Origin of the sequence: Myxococcus guangdongensis (assembly GCF_024198255.1) — a bacterium.
Lineage (GTDB): Bacteria > Myxococcota > Myxococcia > Myxococcales > Myxococcaceae > Myxococcus > Myxococcus guangdongensis.
Map to the genome: position 1 here is coordinate 203,735 of NZ_JAJVKW010000003.1, position 18,061 is coordinate 221,795.

The window sequence follows — 18,061 nt, forward strand, 5'->3', positions numbered from 1 at the left end:
GCCTTGAGGCTAGCCCAAGGGTGCGCGGGAGCGCAGGGGTCAGCGCTCGAAAAGTGAACCGAGATTCATGTTTTGAGCGGCGAAGGGCTCGGCCCGGATGCTCACGGCGCCGGTGTGTGTGGCGCAGGGCGTCCAACGCCCGGCCTCCAGCCGGTAGACCTCCAGTTGCTGCTGGCGTGGGTCCAACAGCCACAGGTGCTTCACGCCCGCTCGCGCATACAGGTTCATCTTCGCGCCCCGGTCTCGGGATGCCGTGGAAGGGGAGAGGACCTCACACAGCCAATCGGGAGGGGTCGTCATCCCCACGACCATGGGAAGCTCGGGCATGCGCTCGCGTCGCCACGCGGCCAGGTCCGGCACGAGCACGTTCGGACCCAGATGCAGCTCGGGCTTGGGAAGCAAGACCCATCCTCCGGGGCCTCGCCGAGCGAAGCCGTCGTCGAAAGAGCCCAACTCAACGACCAGACGGAAGACCACGACTCCGTAGACGGGTGGGAGGCTCGGACTGACATGCAGCTCGCCGTCGATGATCTCTCCCACAACATGTTCGGGGAGAGCCTCAAGTGCCTTGTAGAGGCTCTTGTCGATGAGCGACTCGTTCATCCGTTCAGCATGCATCATACCTCTGACATCCTCAAAACATCGGAGGACTCATGAGGTATGAGACCCGGAGAGCACGAAAACTCCGGGCCGACATCCGTCCGCTCAGCTCTGGCGCTTCACCGCGAGCGGCCCGAAGGCCTGCGCCACGGGCATCAGCGACATGACGTTGATGTTCACGTGGGCGGGCCGCGTCGCCACCCAGTGCACCGTGTCCGCGATGTCCTCGGGCGTCAGCGGCTGCGTGTTGGCGTACACCGACGCGGCGCGGGTGTCGTCACCGCGGAAGCGGACGTTGGAGAACTCCGTGCCGCCCACGAGCCCGGGCTCGATGTCCGTCACGCGCACCGCCGTGCCCAGCAGGTCCGCGCGCAGGTTCAGGCTGAACTGCTGCACGAACGCCTTGGTGGCCCCGTAGATGTTGCCACCTGGATACGGATAGTCCGCGGCCACCGAGCCCATGTTCACGATGTGCCCCCGGTTGCGCGCCACCATCCCGGGCAGCACCGCGTGCGTGCAGTACATGAGCCCCTTCACGTTCGTGTCGACCATCACCTCCCAGTCCTCGAGCTTCGCCGACTGCGCGGGCTCCAACCCCAACGCCAGGCCCGCGTTGTTCACCAACACGTCCACCTCGGCGAACTCGGCGGGCAACCCGTCGACCACCCGCTTCACCGCCTCCCGGTCCGTCACGTCGAGCGTCACCGGCAACAGCCGCTCCCCCAGCTCCGCGCGCACCTTCTCCAGCAACTCCGTGCGGCGTCCGGTGGCGATGACCCGCGCGCCCTCCTGGATGAAGCGTCGCGCGATGGCCAGGCCGAACCCGGCCGTGGCTCCCGTAACCAGCACGTTCATGACGTCTCCTTCGGATGCGTTGCCCGCGCGCTAGATGGCACGGCCCACCGACTCGCGCACGGGGAAAGGCCCGCCCTTCCTCCACTCCACAGCGCGTCAGGGCCGGCTTCACGACGCGCCCCCGCTCGCACGCTCCCGCCCGGAGCGGGCTTCTCCCAGAGTGAAGTCTGCGTTCCCGTCTCGGGAATGAATCCGCCTTCATCTGCATACCTCGCGGAAAAGTGAGCTGAATCCGAAGCCCCCCGTGCATCAGCAGGGCTTCTTCGTGCTCCACGCAACCGCCTGGAATCGCGTTTCTCGCCTTCTTCCCCTCCGGCCCGGCGAGCTTGGCTTGCCGTTGCAGCGGGGAATGAACAGGACGCGCGCCCCGATTGGCGGCCGTCCCCGCGAGCGCCCCACACGCCGCGACCCACACAAGGAGTCCGACCGGATGCGCCAACGCTTACCGCTGATGACGGCTTGCTGCTCCGTGGCCCTGCTTGCCCTCCTCGCCTGCAACGGCAAGAGCGAGCTGACGCAGAACACGGGCTCGAGGCCGTCTCCGGACGGCACACCCTCGACGGGCACCGGGAACCCACCCGCGCCCACCACTCCCACGACGCCGACGAACCCCACCCCCGAACCCTCCTCGCCCGACCCCGAGGAGCCCTCCGAACCCACCCCCACACCCCAAGAGCCCACGCCGGAGCCGCAGCCGCAGCCGCCCCCCGAGCCGCCGAAGCCCAGCTACACGCGCATCCTCTGGGTGGCGCCCTCCGGCAGCGACAGCGCGTCCGGTACCGAGACCGCGCCCCTGCGCACCGTGACGCGCGCCCTGACGCTCATCGCGCCGGGCGAGGCCATCTATCTGAAGACAGGCAACTACGCCGAGCGCCTCAAGCTGGAGGAGCGAGGAGGCTCGGAGGCGAAGCCGCTCACCGTGAAGGCGGCGCCGGGCCACGCGCCCGTGGTGAAGCCCAGCGGTGAATCCGCGCTGGTGGACGTGCGCGGCGCGTACTGGACCGTGGAGGGCCTCACGCTGGACGCGGCGGGCAGCTCCACCTTCGCCGTGCTGTGGCGGGGCACCGCCGCGCACCACGGCGTGCTGCGCGACTGCGTGGCGAAGAACGGCACCGCGGGCGCGGGGCTCAACGTGTCGGAGAAGGCCCACGACATCCTCATCGAGGGCAACACCATCTCGAACTTCAACCGTGGCAGCAGCGACAGCCACGGCGTCATCGTCCAGACGACGTCCAAGAACGTGGTGGTGCGCGGCAATGACATCCACCACAACTCCGGCGACGCCGTGCAGTGCATCGGCCCCGAGGGCGGCGCCACCGTGTCCGGCACCCCGTTCGACAATCTGCTCGTGGAGGACAACGAGCTGCACGAGAACCGGGAGAACGGCGTGGACGTGAAGACGTGCACCCGCGTCACCCTGCGCAACAACATCATCTGGGGCCACAAGTCCACGTCGTCCTCGCGCGGCGAGGGCATCGTCATCCACCTGTCCGCGTCCGACGTGACGGTGGAGGACAACGTGCTCTACGGCAACGGCCGAGGCATCAACATCGGCGGCAACCGGGTGAACGGTCCGCCCGCGCGCATCGTCATCCGCCGCAACCTCATCCGCGACGGCCTGGGCGGCAACGAGGACGGCGGCGGCATCCGCGTGGACACCACCCATGACGTCAAGGTGCAGCACAACACGGTGTGGAACATGCCCGGGCCGTGCATCACCTTCGGCCACGGCGACACCGGGCCGAGCGCCAGCCTGGACGTGCGCAACAACGTGTTCGCGGGCTGCGCGGTGAATGTGCGCGCGGGCTCGGGGCGCTCGGGCGCGGTGGTGGACGGCAACCTCTACTTCCGCGCGTCGGGGGCGGCCGTGTTCAACGTGGATGGCTCGGACACGGGGCTTTCGGACTGGCGCTCGCGCACGGGTCTGGACAAGCGCTCGTTGGAGAAGACCCCGGCCTTCGTCAACATCGACACCGGGGACTTCCGTCTGGGAGCGAACTCAGCGGGCCGCAACGCGGGTCTGGGGTTGGGATTGACCTTCTGTGGCGCGGCCCCCGACCTGGGGGCATTCGAGTCGGACTGCCCCTGAGGCATCGGGGCGTGTAGAGTGGGGACCCTCCCCCCTACCGCCCCGACCCTCCACGTGCCGTCTCCGTTGGAATTCGCTCTAGGCATCACGCTGGTGCCCCCGGCCTCGCCCGCGCGGGAGCTCCTGGCCGCGTCCGCCGCGCGCGCCGGCCTGCGCGTGGTGGACGGCATGGAGGGCGCCGCCCTGGTGCTGGTGGACCTCACCGCGCTGGGCGGTGGCCCGGACCTCCAGGCCCTGCTCGACTCACCGCGCGCCTCGCACGTCACCCTGGTGGCGCTGGTGGAGCCCACCGAGCGGGGCTTCGCCGCCGCCGAGCCGCTGCGCCCCGCGGACGTGCTCACGGTGCCGGTGGCCGCGCACGAGCTCATCTTCCGCCTCCAGCGCGCCGCCGGACGGCACCTGGAGCGCGAGTCCCAGGAGCGGGGTCAGGAAGATTTGTCGCTCCTGTTGGAGCTGACGGCGGACTACGCCGAGACGTCGGACGTGGAGGCGCTCCTGCACGGCGTCACCCGGCGTCTGGCGGAGAAGCTGGACATCGCGCGTGCCACGCTGGTGATGCTCGGCCGCAACGCGGACGAGGGCGTCATCGTCGCGGCGAGCGATGACCCGACGCTCAAGGACTTGCGCATCGAGCTGTCGCGCTACCCGGAGATTCGCGAGGTGGTGCGCACCGGTCGCCCGGTGGTGATGGAAGAGGCGCCCACGCATCCGCTCCTGGGAGACGTGGAGCGGCGCGCGGTGGCGGCCCGAGGCATCCACGCCATCGCCGCGCTGCCCCTGCCCATCCGAGGCGAGGTGCGGGGCGTGCTGCTGTTGCGCGCGGCGGGACGGCGGCGCACCTTCACGCCTCGCGAAATCGACTTCCTCACCACGGTGGCTCACGCCACGGCGGTGGCGCTGCGAAACGCGTCGGTGTTGCAGCTGGTGCGTGGGCAGACGGAGGCGGAGAAGACGGCGCGTCTGGCGGCCGAGGAGCAGGCGGCGTCCTTCAAGCCCTACCAGCTCTTCTTCGCGCACGTCAGCGAGGGCGTGGCCATCCTCGACGACAAGGCGAGCGTGCTGTCGCTCAACCCCTCCGGCGCGGCGATGCTGGACTATCCGGCGCCCGAGGCGCGGGGGCGACACCTGCACCAGGTGACGCAGCCGGTGGACGACGGCGTGCTGATGGAGCTGGTGACAGCGGCGTCGCGCGGCGAGGCGCGCTCGGGCGTGGACGTGGAGGTGTGCACGGCCACGGGGCGCAAGCTGACGCTGTCGATGTCGGCGGCGCCGCTGCGCGACGAGGACGCGGCCACCATCCTGTCGTTCCGCGACGTCACCGACGCGCGGCGGCTGGAGGACGAGCTGCGTCAGACCAAGGACTTCCTGGAGCGGCTCATCGACTCGTCGGTGGACGCCATCATCGCCGCGGACCTGAAGGGGCGCATCATCCTCTTCAACAAGGGCGCGGAGGCGCTGTGCGGCTACACCGCGCAGGAGGCGATGGCGAACCTCACCGTGGAGCAGCTCTATCCACCCGGCGTGGCGCGGCGAATCATGTCCACGCTCAGGGGGGCGGAGCACGGCGGCAAGGGCCGCATGTCGCTGACGCGCGAGGACCTGGTGCACCGCACCGGTGAGCGGGTGCCGGTGAACATGACGGCGTCCATCGTGTACGAGGGCGGACGCGAGGCGTTCAGCGTCGGCATCTTCACGGACATGCGCGACCGGATGAAGCTGGAGCGCAAGCTGTCGGACGCGGAGACGCGGCTGGAGGAGAGCGAGAAGAGCGCCGTCATCGTCGCGCTCGCCGGCACCGCGGCGCACGAGCTGAACCAGCCGCTGACCTCGGTCATGGGGTACGCGGAGCTGCTCAAGCGCAAGCTGAAGGAAGAAGACTTCGCCTGGAAGCCGGTGGACATCATCTACCGCGAGGCGGAGCGCATGGCGGAGATCGTCCGGAAGATTGGGAAGATCACCCGCTACGAGACCAAGGCCTACATGGGGGAGCAGCAGATTCTCGACCTGGACAAGGCGACCTCCCATGAAGACTGAGACCCGCGCCATGCGCATCCCCAGCGGCCCAGGGCCCGAGTCCTTCCAGGCGTTCTTCGAGGCGCTCGACGCGCCCGCGGCGCTGTGTGACCCCACGCTGCGGCTGCTGGCGGTCAACGAGGCCTTCCACCGCTTCTGCGCGGACCACCACGTCACGGTGGAGGACGTCGCGCACACGCTGTCGACGGTGGGCGTGCCGGTGGACCACTCGAGCTGCGACGTGGAGCTGCCGTTCGCCGGGAAGCCGGGCGCGGTGGTGACGTTGTCGCGGCGGGGTGACGTGGTCGCCGTGCGGGCGAGGATCGACCCGGAGCTGGCGCGCAACCGGCTGGTGGTGGCGGAGCGGGCGCTGCTCGAGCAGGCGCGCACGGAGGGCGTGCTGCTGGACCTGGGCCGCAGCGTGGCGGAGGTGGGGGGCGAGGAGGAGCTGGTCGCCGCGGTGGCGCGTGGGGTGAAGGAGCTGTTCCCCAGCCGCTCGTTCTGCATCCGAATCACCGACTCGCGCACGGGCGGGCTGACGTCGCTCTACGCGGAGGGCCGGCTGAAGGAGGGCGCGCACGAGCCGCTGGTGTTGTTGCAGCGCGCGGTGGAGAAGCTGAACCTGGGGCGCGCGGCGCTGCCACCGGGGCGGGTGACGGTGCTGGGCGAGGTGCCGCTGCTCTTCGTCGGGAGCACGCATGGCGTGAGCGCGCCGCTGGTGGCGAGCGGGCAGCTCTTCGGCGCCATCAACATGGAGTACCCGGAGGGCTTGGACGCGGACGTGCAGCACGACGAGCGCGTGTTGTTGCAGCTGGCCAGCCAGGTGGCGGTGGCGGTGAAGAACGCGAAGCTCATCGACGAGCTGACGTTCGTCCGCAAGTACCTGGAGGACCTGCTGGAGAAGGCGAACGCGCTCATCCTGGTCGCCAACCGGGACAAGCAGGTGGTGGTGTTCAACCAGGCGTTGAGCGCGCTCACGGGCTTCCGGAAGGAAGACGTGCTGGGCAAGGACATCTTCTGGTTGGTGCCGGAGAGCGAGCACCTGCGGCTGTCCCAGGTCATCGCGGCGGCGATTCGCGGCGAGTCGGTGAACAGCTTCGAGACGCGGCTGTTGTCGCGTGAGGGCCACGAGGTGCGGGTGTCCTTCGCCACGTCGTCGATGCTGGCGCACCATGGCGAGGTGGAGGGAGTCATCGCCATCGGCCAGGACATCACGGTGGTGAAGGAGCTGGAGAAGCGCATCATCCACGCGGAGAAGCTCGCGTCGATTGGCCAGCTCGCGGCCAGCGTGGTGCATGAAATCAACAACCCGATGACGGCGGTGGCCACGTACGCGGATGCGCTGTTGCAGCGCTCGCGGACGACGCCGGGGGCGAACCCGGCGGACCAGGAGAAGCTGCGCAAGATTCTGGAGAGCAGCCATCGCATCCTGCGCTTCACGCGGGATTTGGTGAGCTATGCGCGGCCGGCGCAGGACCGGCCGGAGCGGGTGCAGCTCAACGCCGTGGTGGACATGGCGGTGGGCTTCTGTGAGCACGTGGTGGCGCAGGCGCGGGTGAGCGTGCACCGGGAGTACTCGGAGCTGCCGCCCTTGTCGGCGGTGCGGGCGAACCTGGTGCAGGTGTTCGTCAACCTCATCACCAACGCGTGTCACGCGATGCCGCCGGGCGGCTCCGTGGTGCTGTCGACGCGGCGCGAGGGGCAGGAGGCGGTGGTGTCGGTGCGCGACACGGGCACGGGCATCGACCCCAAGCACCTGCAGCGCATCTTCGAGCCCTTCTTCACGACGAAGCCGGAAGGGAAGGGCACGGGCCTGGGGTTGTCCATCTGCCAGGGCATCGTGGAGAACCACGGTGGCCGGCTCACGGTGGAGAGCACCGTGGGCGCCGGCACGACGTTCTCCGTGAGACTGCCGCTGCCCGTGGAGTGACAGCGGTGGCCTCGCCTCAGTCCCAGCCGCGCAGCTCCACGCGGACCTTGCGCACCAGCAGCTCCCACTCCTGACGCTTCATCGTCGTCAGGATGCGGCCGCCGATGAGCGTGAGGCCCGCGAGCGTCATCACCAGGAAGCCGATGCGGTGGTCCCTCAGGCCCGCGTCGAGCAGGTTCGCCACCACGTCCAGCGTCAGGAACAGCGTGCCCAACGCCAGGTACGCGCGAATCTGCAGCGCCATGCCCACCGCCACGCCCAACAGGCACACGCCGCCGAAGACGAGCGCATACATCCCGTCCGGCGACTGGCCCACGCTCATCGCCAGCTTTGACGCGGCCGGCACGTACAAGAGCAGCCCCCCCAGGATGCGCACCGTGTTGCGCGCCGCGTGCGGCAGGCTCTCCGTGAAGAGCTGCCCCAGCATCAGCAGCAACAGGCCCAGCGGCGCCAGATAGATCTCCAGCCCCTCCAGCCCGAACGCCAACGCCGCGATGAGCAGCGCCAGGTTGCACGCCGCCGCCGCGAAGGCACCGAACATCCGGCTGCGCTCCACCGCCCCCAGCGCCGCGTACAGAAGGCCCGAGCCTCCCGCGAGCAGCGCCGCCTCCCGCGTCGCCTCACCCGGCAGCACCAGCGCCATGCCGAGGGGCAGCACCGCCGCGAACCTGCGCGTCGCCGCCTCCACCGGCTTCACCCCCGCGCGCCGCGCCATCACCGTCACGCCCACCAACACGAAGCCCAGCGCCAGCGCGAAGAGCGCGTCGTGTTCGGCCCGAAGCCCGGAGGCGTACAGCGCCCGCACCATCGCGTACACGCCCACCACCGCGAGCTGCACGAAGTACACGTGCCGCCCCGTGTGCTCCACCCAGGCGCAGTGCAGCGCCACCAGCACCGACAGCCCGATGGCGGCGATGGCCAACCTCAACGCCTCGTCCGACGGCTGTCCCACCACGGCGAAGAGCGCGAGCATCAGCCCGCTCGTCACCAGCCACGCGTCACGCCCCCACGTCATCCCGCCCGCGATGTCCGGCCGTCGCGCCCGCGTCCACCGCTGCGCCGCCTGCATCGCCGCCACCGCTCCCGAGGCCGCGAGCGCCAGCGCCGCGCCGTGCACCGAGAACAGGTCGCCGTAACCCAGCCAGGGACCGGAGAAGCTCGCGCGAAGGGTGAAGAACGTCATCGCCGACGCCACCACCGTGGCTCCCGCCATCCCCGTCGCCACCGCCGCGACGAGTGACGCGAACGCGCCCTTCCAGCGAAGCGCCGCCACCATCACCGCCGCCGAGGACACCGCCAGCGTCACCGCGAAGGCCGGCGACACCATCCACGAGCCGCCCAGGCCGGTGAACACCTCGACGAGCAGGTTGAGCGCGGCATTCGTCGGCGACGTGTCGCCGTTCACCGCCAGCGCGTACAGCCCACCGGCCACCAGGTAGACCATCATGGCCTGCTGGATACGGACACGCGCCGGACCCTCGGGCAACCCACGCCGCGCCACCACCCACGGCCCCACCGTCACCACCAGCAGCCCCACCAGCGCCAGCAACGGACCCGGCCACGCCTCGAGGATGGGCACTCGATGCGCCGCCGCGTGCACCAGCAGCAGGATGCTCACGCCGAGGACGCTGCGTCCCCGCGCGCGCGCGCCACCGACGAACAGCACCACACCCGTGGCGCACACCAGCCCCGCCGCCATCAGCCCGGGCTGGAAGAGCGCCGCCAGACTGACGAGCACCACCGTGGTGACCGCGCGGCGGTGCAGCAGGTGCCGGAAGGCCTCGGGCAGCCCTCGAATCGAGGCCGCGGCATAGACGAGCCCCACGGCCGCGACGCCCACGAACGCGCGCTGCCACAGCAGGAACAACGTGTCCCCAGGCGCCAGCCACGCGCCTTCCTGGAGCCAGTGGTAACCCTCCGCGCCCGCGCGCACCCACTGTCCATCCGGTGGCGCCAGCGACACGAGCGACGGCCCCAGCAGCGCCTGTCGTGCCGCCCAGAGCGCCGCGCCCGGAATCCCCAGGTACAACCCCACGTTCGCCAGCGGCACCGCGCGGAACGAGCGCGCGAGCAACAACATCAGCGTCGCCGCGCCCAGCACCATCAGCGGCGGAATGATACCCAGCGCGCGAGACGGGTCCGGCAGGCCGACGAGCACCGCGCCCTTGAGCAGCACGAACACGAGCGCCAGGACGCCCACGTGTGGCACCAGGTGGTAGTGCGGCCCGTGAGACGGCTTCTCCAGCCGCGCCGCCACCCACGGTCCGAAGCGCCGCGTCGCCAGCGCCACACCCCACAGCGCGACTCCCACGAGCGGATGGCGCATCGCCACGATGTCCGGAGGCAACGGACGACCCGCGCGGTTGAGGATGGCCGTCAGCGCGATGAAGCCGCCCATCGCCGCCAGCGCCACCACCGTGCCGCGCAGCTGCCAGTCCACGAACCCACGCGACACGAAGGCCAGCAGCGCGACCGCGACGAGCATCCCTCCCGCGAGCAGGCACAGCGCGCGCTCCGCGTCGGAGGGCATCGTCAGCCAGTGCGACAACGTGAGGGTCGCGATGATGACCTGGGCCAGCGCCACCGTGGCGAAGCCATCCGTGAAGAGCGACAGCCCGCGCGCTCCCAGCGGGAGCGGGGCGAGGTCGAATACCTTCCGTCCCCAGAACCCTCGCGGAGACGGAGTCCCGTCGGTCACCACGGGCACGCGAGGCCGCAGCGCCGCGAACAGGGCGAAGCCGAGCGCCACGGACGCGGCGAGGAGCGCCGCCCGCGCCGACTCGAAGTCCCACGTGGTCCCCATGACCTGGGACACGACGAGCGAGACACCCAGCGCCGCCAGGAGGGTGACCAGCCGGGACTCATCCTGACGGGCTCGCAGCAGGAGCCACCCGGACGCCCACGCGGTGGGCAGCGCGAGCCACGCCCCACCGGGCAGTCCGGAGAGCAGCTCGGGAACCACCGGTGCGGCACCCACGGCCAGCACCACGCCCGCCGAAGCCAACACCAGCGAGAGGTCATCCAACGGCAACAGCAAATCCCTGGGCGCCTGCGGCCGCATCCACGCGAGCTGCGCGCGGCCCGCGACACCGTACAGCGTGGCCAGGAGCGCGAAGACAGCCAGTCGGCTCCATTCGCCTGTCAGCCCCGCTGTTCCATCGACGAAGGCCAACGCGCCGAAGACCGCGGCGATGCCTCCCAGATAGTGCAGCGCGCGCCAGCGCCAGCCGCCCGTGACATGCGCGGTCAACGCGATGCACAGCCCCGTCAGGACACGCGGCCATGGCGTGCTCTCGCCCTCGAAGCGCGCCACGAGCGGCATCGCCGCCACCGAGGCGACGAGGCTCCACGTCAGCATCCGGACGCTCAGCATCGCCGCCGCGAACCCGCGTGAGGCGAACAGCAACCCGGACGCGGCCACGGCGCCGCCGAACACCCACCAGCCCGCGTCCGTGGGCATCACGACGCGAGCCACCAACACACCCGCCAGCAGTGTGGCCATGACCGCCGGATGGACCAGGGCCCGACGTCGCGACTCGAGCAGGAAGAAGACTCCGGCGGCCACCACGGGCGCGAGCGCGGACGCGGCGGCGACCTGGAGGTCATCTCCGGCGCCCAGCGTGAACGCACCCAGTGCGCCCGCGAGCGCTCCGGCGGACAGCACCGCGTGCGCCACCGTCTCGACCACGGCGCTCAATCGGGGATGGGTCCCCCGCGCGAACTCCGTGGTCGCGGCCAGCGCGAGCACCGTGGCGAGCCCTTGCGTCCAGAGCGTCATGCCCGCGAACAGCGCGCCGCCCGGCTCCATCGCGTCGAAGCCCGAGGGGGCGCTCGCCACGGCGAACACGGCCAACCAGAGCGCGCCATAGAGCGCGGCGGTGGCGGACACCAACACCGTGCTCGCGTCCTTCGCGGCCCGCCCTCGCCACAGCGTGGCACCCAGGGCCACCACGCCCACCGATGCGCAGAGCACACGTGCCCACGGCGCATCGTCGAGCCCCATCAACGGCAGACCCGCGAGCAGCGACGGGAGCAGGGCCAGCGCGAGCGCCGACGTGGAGGTTCCGTACAGCAACCTGCCCGCGGAGCGCAGCGGCACCCATCCGATGGCCGCGACACCCAGCGCCACGGGAATCCCCACCATCGTCGACAGACCGACCAGCGACGACAGCGCGATGAAGGCCACGGGCAACAGCGCGAGCCCGATGCCCGACAGCACCCGGCCCACGGGCATCGAGCGGCGGGACAGGAACACGCCCAGCGCGATGAAGCCCGCGTGGTAGCCCCACAGCGCGCCCGTCACGAGGAGCTGCCGGGGCACGCCTCCCAACGCCTGCCAGGCCTCGCGCACGCCCATGAGCGAGCCGCCCAGCACCAGCACCGCGCCGAGGAACCACCAGATGAAATCATTGAGCCGGGCGGAGCTCGCGGGCTCCGCATCCAGCGCGACCATGGCCTCCAGCCCGCCGCCCAGCGCTCCCGAGGCATCCCGCGCGAAGAGCGACTGTCCCGAGCCCAGCGCGGAGCCCAGGTCGTCCTCGCTCGCGTCGCGGTCCTGGTGCTTCTGCCGAGCGGCCTGCTCACGCTCCTCTTTCGCCGCGGTGTCCAACGAGCGCGCGAGCGCTCCGGCCCAACCCCACGTCCAACCCTCCGAGCCTCGCACCGACGCGGCGACGCCGTCCGCCCAGGCCTCCACGCGCGCGGCGGAGTCCAGCGGCGGCGCGATGGGCTCGACGGGGATGACCTCGGGCGCGGTGACGACCGGGGTCTCGATGATGACCGGGGTCAGCGTTCCTTCGAGCCGCAGCGCCGTCGACTCATCGATGAGCGCGCCGTCGCGCCAGGACACGATGTGTCGCGACAGCGTCGCCTTGACGAGGGCCTCGAAGTGCGGCTCGGTGACGGGCACGAGGGTGTTGCCACATTCCTGGCATGGCTCCCCCGATGCCCCGTCGCGAAGTCGCGCGCAGACTGGGCAGATCATCCACCCAGCATAGCCGCACTTGCACCCACCTCGCCTTGCCTGCCCGGCGGGTCATGAAACATCCAGCCTGAGTCGCGAAGTGCTCTCACGCTTTCCCCAGCTCCAGGGGGCGTGCGAGCGGCCTCGTGGGCGCGGTGTTTCTCAGTCCCTCATGTAATGGCAGGTGTAGCCGCCTGGGTTCTTCACCAGGTAGTCCTGGTGGTAGCCCTCGGCGGGAGTGAACTCGCCGGCGCGGACGATTTGCGTGACGACGGGGCGCTTCCACTTCCCGGAGGCATCGACGCGGGCCTTCACGGCCTCGGCCACCTGCCACTGCCGGTCGGAGAGCACGAAGAGGGCGGAGCGATACTGCGTGCCCACGTCATTGCCCTGACGATTGAGCGTCGTCGGGTCGTGCATGCGGAAGAACCACTGCTCCAGCAGCGTCTCGTAGCTGAGCACCTTGGGGTCGAACACCACGCGCACCGACTCGGCGTGGCCCGTCTTGCCCGTGCTCACGTCTTGATACGTGGGCCGCTCCAGCGAGCCGCCCGTGTAGCCGACGTCTGTCTGGAGCACGCCCGGAATCTTGCGCAGCAGGTCCTCCATGCCCCAGAAGCAGCCGCCCGCGAGCAGCGCCGTCTCGGTGACACCGGACGCGGCCAGCGCCTTGCCCACGTCGACCTTCGGCGCCGCGGCGCTCGTGGGCTTGCGACCGAACAGCGTGAGCCACTCGCCGTACCCCTGCTTCTCCAGGTCATTCACCGACACGAAGCGCAGCGCCGCGGAGTTGATGCAGTAGCGCTGCCCCGAGGGCCGCGGGCCATCATCGAACAGGTGTCCCAGGTGCGAGTCGCCAGCCTTCGAGCGGACCTCGACGCGGACCATGCCCAGGCCCTCGTCTCGCTTCTCCACGACGCGGGCGGTGTCCACAGGCTTCGTGAAGCTGGGCCAGCCCGTGCCCGAGTCGAACTTGTCGCGCGAGGAGAACAGCGGCTCGCCGGTGACGACGTCGACGTAGAGCCCCTCCTCGTGGTGGTTCCAGTACGCATTGCGGAACGGCGGCTCGGTCGCCGCCTCCTGTGTCACCTGATACGCGACAGGGGAGAGCGTGCGACGCAGCTCCGCGTCCGAGGGCTTCTCGTAGTGACGGGGGTCCTTCGCCACCGCGAGCGTCCCCGGTTCGAGCGCGCCACCTCCCGAGGCCGCGCCGCTCGCCTGGGTGCACGCCGCGAACACCGCGAACGCCATGCATAACCACAGGCTTCGCGAAGCGCTCGCTGAAGCGCGACGAGGAGCTCGCGAGGTGACGACGAGGGTGGACGACATGGCGCAGACCTCTTCTGGTGACGCCGCGACGCGCGGGGGTTCTGTTCTCCTTACGCACGGGGCCCGAAGTCGGTTTCAGCCGTGGCGACACATGTGTCGAGGGCGCCCCGGACAGCTGGCGGACGACCGAGCCCGCCGCGCCACGCATGCCCGCGAGACGCGTGGTGCAAGGGGCGCGTTGTTTCACTCAAGGGATGGGCCTGCGGCGCGGAGCTTCCTGTCTCGCGCGATACCGCGGTCGTCCCGAGCCCGTCGTGCCACGCTCCCCGAAACGCGCGTCGCCATCGATGCAGGCTGGCCCGAGGCGCGAACCTGCGCGGCGCATGTGAGCGCTGTCGCGAGACCCGCGCCAGCACCCGGAACACCGAGGAGGCTCAGCCCTGCTGGGGCTTGTCCTCGTCATCCAGCTCGCGGCTGAACTCCTCGCTCGTGAGCAGGCCCTTGCGCGCCATGATGCGCATCAGCGCCCAGAACTTCCGCTCCAGCTCCTCGACGCGGTCCGGGTCCTCGCGCGCCTGGCCGAACAGGTAGTCCAGGTCATCGAGCACGCCGCCGCTCGACGCGGGCTTGGGCTTCGCCGCCGACTGCTCGCGCTTCTGCTTGCGCTGCTCCTCGCGCGTGCGGATCAACTCCGCCAACGACGTGCGCTGGGTCGTCTCACCCGGCGGCAGCTCCTCGCCGACGATGACCTCCTCGTCATCCTCCTCGGGCGTGGCCGGCGCGGGCTTCGCGGGCGCCGCCGGACGTGGACGCGCCGTGGGCGCGGGCCGGGCAGGGGCCGCCGCCGCGCCGCTCGCGGTCGCCACCGGCACCTTGTGGTAGTAGCGCAGGATGGCGCCACGCACGGCCGACAGCGCCGCCACGCGCACGCTCACCTTCAGTCCCGTGGTGAACTCAATCTCCTCCACCGCGGGCACGTTGAGTGGATCACTCATCGCGACGACGAGCTGACGGCGCCCGCCCACGCTCTCCAACGCGATGGGGAACAGGTCGTGCTGCTCGCAGAACCGCGCGCGCAGCATGTGCACCGCCGCCCACTCGGGCGTCACCGCCGCCAGGTCCACCTGCGGCATCCCCAGGGCCTGGCTCAGCGCCCCCGCGAGCGTCGCCTCGGTGATCGCCCCCTGCGCGATGAGTGTCGCTCCCAACCGCTGGCCCGATTTCCGGTGGGCCGAAAGCCCCGCCTCGAGCTGCGCGACGCTGATCGCCCGCTGCTCCAGGAGCAGCTCGCCAATGCGCTTCCTCGCCATGCCGCCGGCATTAGCACGCGCCCCCCGGGGTCGAAAGCGCCCGCAGACACAACCGCTCGTTCTTGGGAAGCCCCCGGAATTGGCCCGCATTGCTGCCTGGAGTCCATGCTGGCAAGGGGTACTCCAGCGCAAAATTCCTGTGAGATTTCAGCACTTAACGGCGGGCCCCCTGCCTTGACACCCCAGACAGCCATTCCTAAAGTCGGCACCACCGTTTTCAACATCCATTCCTGCCGCCCAATCACTGGGGCGCACGCCCGGGGGGGCGACAGGTTCTGGAAGGTCCGGGAGCGCCGGGCCGAGCCGCCGTGGAGGCAAGACGCGATGAACCTGGGGTTTTTGACGAATCTGGCCGTGCTCGCCAACGCGGGGGGCCCCGAGCGGGGCTTCTTCGAAGAGATTGCCAAGCGCTGGGAGGCCGGTCAGTGGGGTATGTACCCCATCGCCGCGTGCCTCGTGGTGGCGCTGTCGATCATGGTCGAGCGAACCATCGTGCTGTTCGGCAAGGCCTCCATCAACAAGGAAGCCTTCCTGCGCGGCCTCAAGAAGCACATCTACGCGGGTGACCTGGACAAGGCCATCAACTACGTGGCGGGTCAGAAGTCCACGCCGCTGACCAGCGTCATCAAGGCCGGTCTGATGAACGTCCCCAAGGGCCAGGACGAAGTGCAGGCGGCGCTCGACGAGGCCACCCTGCGCGAGACGCCCCGCCTGGAGGCGCGCTCCGGCTACCTCGCGATGCTCGGCAACGCGGCCATGCTCGCCGGTCTGCTCGGCACCGTGTCGGGTCTCATCTCCTGCTTCGAGGCCGTGGCCAACGTGAACCCGGCCGACAAGGCGACCATTCTCGCCAACGGTATCTCCGAAGCCATGAACTGCACGGGCTTCGGGCTGGTGACGGCCATCCCGTGCCTCATCGCCTTCTCCGTGCTGATGGGTCGCACCCAGTCGCTGGTCAACGACATCAACGAGACCAGCGTCTCCGTGCTCAACCTCATCGTGGCGAACAAGGACAAGTTCAAGAACCTGAACGTCCCCGCCGCTCGGGACCACCACGACGACTGAGTCGGGCGCCCCGCTCGGGGAACCCGCGACCCGGGCGCGCTGTCCTGTCCCCATGAGTGGGGACACACGGCGCGCCCCTTTCAGTCTCTTGCCGCGCCTCACCGCGCGGGGCCTTAGGAGGAGAACGCCATGGCCGGCGGAATGGACACAGGTCAAGGTGGTAAAGGCGGCAAGAAGCCGCTCGATACCGCCATCAACCTGACCGCTTTCATCGATCTGATGGCAGTGACCATCAGCTTCCTCATCATGACGGCCGTCTGGACCCAGATTGGTCGTCTCCAGGTGTCCCAGGCGGGAGGTCCCTCCACGGAGGAGGAGCCGCCCCCGACGGAGACCAAGACGGTTCAGTTGACGCTGCTCATCACCCCGACGGAGCTTCGGCTGTCGGCGGACCAGAGCACGTTCGACCCCATCCCCCTCACCAAGGACGGCAAGGGGAAGACGGACCTGTCCAAGCTGGTGGCGCGCTTCAAGGAGTTGAAGGCGCAGCTGCCGGACCAGACGGCCATCACCCTTCAGCCCGAGGACAAGGTCCGCTACGAGGACCTGGTCCGTATCATCGACGAGTGCATCGGCTCTGGGTTGCCCCAGGTGTCGGTGTCCGCGGCGATGGGCTAGCCGAGCACGGAGCCACACCCAGTCATGGCCATCAAGGTTCCAGGCAAGCGGTACGGCAAGCGCCTCCAGCACTCCAAGGTGTTCGGACACGGCGCGCACGGCAAGCGCAGCGGCTACGCCGACCTGCTCATCACGCCGCTGGTCGACATGTTCGTCATCATCGTGCTCTTCCTCATCGCGAACTTCTCCGCGACGGGCGAGGTGCTGATGATGACCAAGGACATCCAGCTGCCCGAGGCGGTGAACGTCGCGGAGGTGGAGATGCACCCCGTCGTCATGGTCTCCGGCGACCAGGTCAGCGTCTCCGGCACCATCGTCGGACGCGTGGAGGACTTCTCCAAGGACGAGTACCTCAACATCCCCGCGCTGGAGGAGAAGCTGCGGGACATGAAGAAGCAGTTCGAGGACCTGCACGCGATGGCGAACGACGACGCCAACACGTTCAAGGGCGACATCAACATCCAGGCGCACAAGGATGTGGAGTACGCCATCATCAAGCGGGTGATGTTCAGCTGCGCCACGGCGGGCTACAACAACATCAACTTCGCGGTGATGACGGTGGCGCCCTCGGACGGGAGCGCCACCGCGGCGGCCACGCACTAGCGACGCGCATCCTCGAGCTGTCGGCTCGAACGCCCTGGCCCACCGTGGCCGGGGCGTTTTCGTTTTGTCTGGAGACCTCATCCCATGCAGCTTCGTGCCGTCTTCTTCGACCTCGATGGGACCCTGGTGGACTCGCTGGGCGACATCGCCGACGCGATGAACCATGCGCTCGCGCACCATGGATTGCCCACACATCCGGAGGCCGACTACCGCCGCTTCGTCGGTGAGGGAGTCAGGGAGCTGGCGCGCCGGGCGGTGCCCTCGGGTCGTGAGGACCTGGTGGAGCCGGTGCTGGAGACCTATCGGGCGTACTACGACGAGCACCTCTTCGACCGGACCGCGGCGTACCCGGGCATCCTCGCGATGTTGAAGGCGCTCTGCGCGGATGGCGCGGTGATGGGCGTGCTCAGCAACAAGTCGGACAGCTACGTGAAGCGGCTGGTGGAGCGGCTCCTGCCGGGGATTGCCTTCGCCCGGGTGTATGGCGAGCGGCCCGGCATCCCGCGCAAGCCGGACCCGTCGGCGGTGCTGGGCATGGCGGCGGAGCTGGGTGTCGAGGCGGGGGTGTGCGGCTTCGTGGGAGACACGGCGGTGGACATGCTGACGGCGCGCGCGGCGGGGATGTACGGCGTGGGCGTCACGTGGGGCTTCCGGGACGTGGCGGAGCTGCACGCGAATGGAGCGCGCGCGGTGGCGACCACGGCGGAGGAGCTGCTCGCGGCGCTTCGCGCGGCGCGGGGGTGAAG

12 protein-coding genes are annotated in these 18,061 nt (G+C 69.9%); 7 read left to right on the plus strand and 5 right to left on the minus strand.

From position 1 onward, the window contains the following. Positions 1-39: 39 nt before the first annotated feature. Both LXT21_RS10250 and LXT21_RS10255 read right to left on the minus strand, forming a co-directional pair. Positions 40-621 carry a Uma2 family endonuclease gene (locus LXT21_RS10250; RefSeq protein ID WP_254037935.1) on the minus strand — a complete coding sequence of 194 codons (582 nt, stop codon included), beginning with the start codon at positions 619-621 and terminating at the stop codon, positions 40-42. Positions 622-705: 84 nt separating this feature from the next. Continuing rightward, positions 706-1,455 (minus strand): SDR family oxidoreductase, encoded by a 750-nt coding sequence (locus tag LXT21_RS10255; protein WP_254037936.1) that lies wholly within the window; start codon positions 1,453-1,455, stop codon positions 706-708. Positions 1,456-1,885: 430 nt separating this feature from the next. Between LXT21_RS10255 and LXT21_RS10260 the strand changes: the two genes are divergently transcribed. From LXT21_RS10260 to LXT21_RS10270, 3 genes are all read left to right on the plus strand, one after another. After that, complete coding sequence (locus LXT21_RS10260; protein WP_254037937.1) at positions 1,886-3,544, plus strand: right-handed parallel beta-helix repeat-containing protein; 1,659 nt, start codon at positions 1,886-1,888, stop codon at positions 3,542-3,544. Between the two features lie 168 nt (positions 3,545-3,712). Further along, positions 3,713-5,578 (plus strand): PAS domain S-box protein, encoded by a 1,866-nt coding sequence (locus LXT21_RS10265; protein WP_256571522.1) that lies wholly within the window; start codon positions 3,713-3,715, stop codon positions 5,576-5,578. Positions 5,579-5,588: 10 nt separating this feature from the next. Continuing rightward, positions 5,589-7,487 carry an ATP-binding protein gene (locus LXT21_RS10270; RefSeq protein ID WP_254038527.1) on the plus strand — a complete coding sequence of 633 codons (1,899 nt, stop codon included), beginning with the start codon at positions 5,589-5,591 and terminating at the stop codon, positions 7,485-7,487. Between the two features lie 16 nt (positions 7,488-7,503). On the opposite strand, the gene LXT21_RS10275 is transcribed toward LXT21_RS10270, so the two are convergent. From LXT21_RS10275 to LXT21_RS10285, 3 genes are all read right to left on the minus strand, one after another. Further along, complete coding sequence (locus LXT21_RS10275) at positions 7,504-12,396, minus strand: hypothetical protein (RefSeq protein ID WP_254037939.1); 4,893 nt, start codon at positions 12,394-12,396, stop codon at positions 7,504-7,506. Between the two features lie 216 nt (positions 12,397-12,612). Beyond that, positions 12,613-13,701 carry a bifunctional methionine sulfoxide reductase B/A protein gene (locus LXT21_RS10280; RefSeq protein ID WP_254037940.1) on the minus strand — a complete coding sequence of 363 codons (1,089 nt, stop codon included), beginning with the start codon at positions 13,699-13,701 and terminating at the stop codon, positions 12,613-12,615. 452 nt (positions 13,702-14,153) lie between these two features. Continuing rightward, a complete protein-coding gene (locus LXT21_RS10285; protein ID WP_254037941.1) occupies positions 14,154-15,029 on the minus strand; it encodes a GspE/PulE/PilB domain-containing protein in 876 nt (291 codons plus the stop codon). Positions 15,030-15,353: 324 nt separating this feature from the next. On the opposite strand from LXT21_RS10285, the gene LXT21_RS10290 reads away from it, so the two are divergent. The 4 genes from LXT21_RS10290 (at position 15,354) to LXT21_RS10305 (ending at position 18,059) form a co-directional block, all read left to right on the plus strand. Then, positions 15,354-16,094, plus strand: coding sequence for a MotA/TolQ/ExbB proton channel family protein (locus LXT21_RS10290; RefSeq protein ID WP_046716649.1), 741 nt, complete (start codon positions 15,354-15,356; stop codon positions 16,092-16,094). 129 nt (positions 16,095-16,223) lie between these two features. Further along, positions 16,224-16,712, plus strand: a complete 489-nt coding sequence (locus LXT21_RS10295; protein ID WP_046716648.1) for an ExbD/TolR family protein — start codon at positions 16,224-16,226, stop codon at positions 16,710-16,712. Positions 16,713-16,736: 24 nt separating this feature from the next. Continuing rightward, positions 16,737-17,315: an ExbD/TolR family protein gene (locus tag LXT21_RS10300; protein WP_254037942.1), complete on the plus strand. Its 579-nt coding sequence runs from the start codon at positions 16,737-16,739 to the stop codon at positions 17,313-17,315. Positions 17,316-17,399: 84 nt separating this feature from the next. Beyond that, positions 17,400-18,059, plus strand: a complete 660-nt coding sequence (locus tag LXT21_RS10305; protein WP_254037943.1) for an HAD family hydrolase — start codon at positions 17,400-17,402, stop codon at positions 18,057-18,059. The last annotated feature ends 2 nt before the right edge of the window (positions 18,060-18,061 follow it).